Annotated in this window: 1 rRNA gene; it reads left to right on the forward strand. The window is 57.0% G+C overall.

The features are described 5' to 3' along the window. Positions 1-1,435, forward strand: a 16S ribosomal RNA gene (locus tag AB0O44_RS16145); the annotation flags it as partial. Positions 1,436-1,459: the final 24 nt, after the last annotated feature.

Genomic DNA, 1,459 nt, shown 5'->3' on the forward strand with positions numbered 1-1,459 from the left:
GGATTAGTGGCGAACGGGTGAGTAACACGTGAGTAACCTGCCCTTAACTCTGGGATAAGCCTGGGAAACTGGGTCTAATACCGGATATGACTCCTCATCGCATGGTGGGGGGTGGAAAGCTTTTGTGGTTTTGGATGGACTCGCGGCCTATCAGCTTGTTGGTGAGGTAATGGCTCACCAAGGCGACGACGGGTAGCCGGCCTGAGAGGGTGACCGGCCACACTGGGACTGAGACACGGCCCAGACTCCTACGGGAGGCAGCAGTGGGGAATATTGCACAATGGGCGGAAGCCTGATGCAGCGACGCCGCGTGAGGGATGACGGCCTTCGGGTTGTAAACCTCTTTCAGTAGGGAAGAAGCGAAAGTGACGGTACCTGCAGAAGAAGCGCCGGCTAACTACGTGCCAGCAGCCGCGGTAATACGTAGGGCGCAAGCGTTATCCGGAATTATTGGGCGTAAAGAGCTCGTAGGCGGTTTGTCGCGTCTGCCGTGAAAGTCCGGGGCTCAACTCCGGATCTGCGGTGGGTACGGGCAGACTAGAGTGATGTAGGGGAGACTGGAATTCCTGGTGTAGCGGTGAAATGCGCAGATATCAGGAGGAACACCGATGGCGAAGGCAGGTCTCTGGGCATTAACTGACGCTGAGGAGCGAAAGCATGGGGAGCGAACAGGATTAGATACCCTGGTAGTCCATGCCGTAAACGTTGGGCACTAGGTGTGGGGGACATTCCACGTTTTCCGCGCCGTAGCTAACGCATTAAGTGCCCCGCCTGGGGAGTACGGCCGCAAGGCTAAAACTCAAAGGAATTGACGGGGGCCCGCACAAGCGGCGGAGCATGCGGATTAATTCGATGCAACGCGAAGAACCTTACCAAGGCTTGACATGAACCGGTAAGACCTGGAAACAGGTCCCCCACTTGTGGCCGGTTTACAGGTGGTGCATGGTTGTCGTCAGCTCGTGTCGTGAGATGTTGGGTTAAGTCCCGCAACGAGCGCAACCCTCGTTCCATGTTGCCAGCGCGTTATGGCGGGGACTCATGGGAGACTGCCGGGGTCAACTCGGAGGAAGGTGGGGACGACGTCAAATCATCATGCCCCTTATGTCTTGGGCTTCACGCATGCTACAATGGCCGGTACAAAGGGTTGCGATACTGTGAGGTGGAGCTAATCCCAAAAAGCCGGTCTCAGTTCGGATTGGGGTCTGCAACTCGACCCCATGAAGTCGGAGTCGCTAGTAATCGCAGATCAGCAACGCTGCGGTGAATACGTTCCCGGGCCTTGTACACACCGCCCGTCAAGTCACGAAAGTTGGTAACACCCGAAGCCGGTGGCCTAACCCCTTGTGGGAGGGAGCTGTCGAAGGTGGGACTGGCGATTGGGACTAAGTCGTAACAAGGTAGCCGTACCGGAAGGTGCGGCTGGATCACCTCCTTTCTAAGGAGCGCCTACAACAACCCC

The sequence above is a fragment of the Arthrobacter sp. NPDC080082 genome (genome assembly GCF_040686595.1).
In the GTDB taxonomy this organism is placed as follows: domain Bacteria; phylum Actinomycetota; class Actinomycetes; order Actinomycetales; family Micrococcaceae; genus Arthrobacter.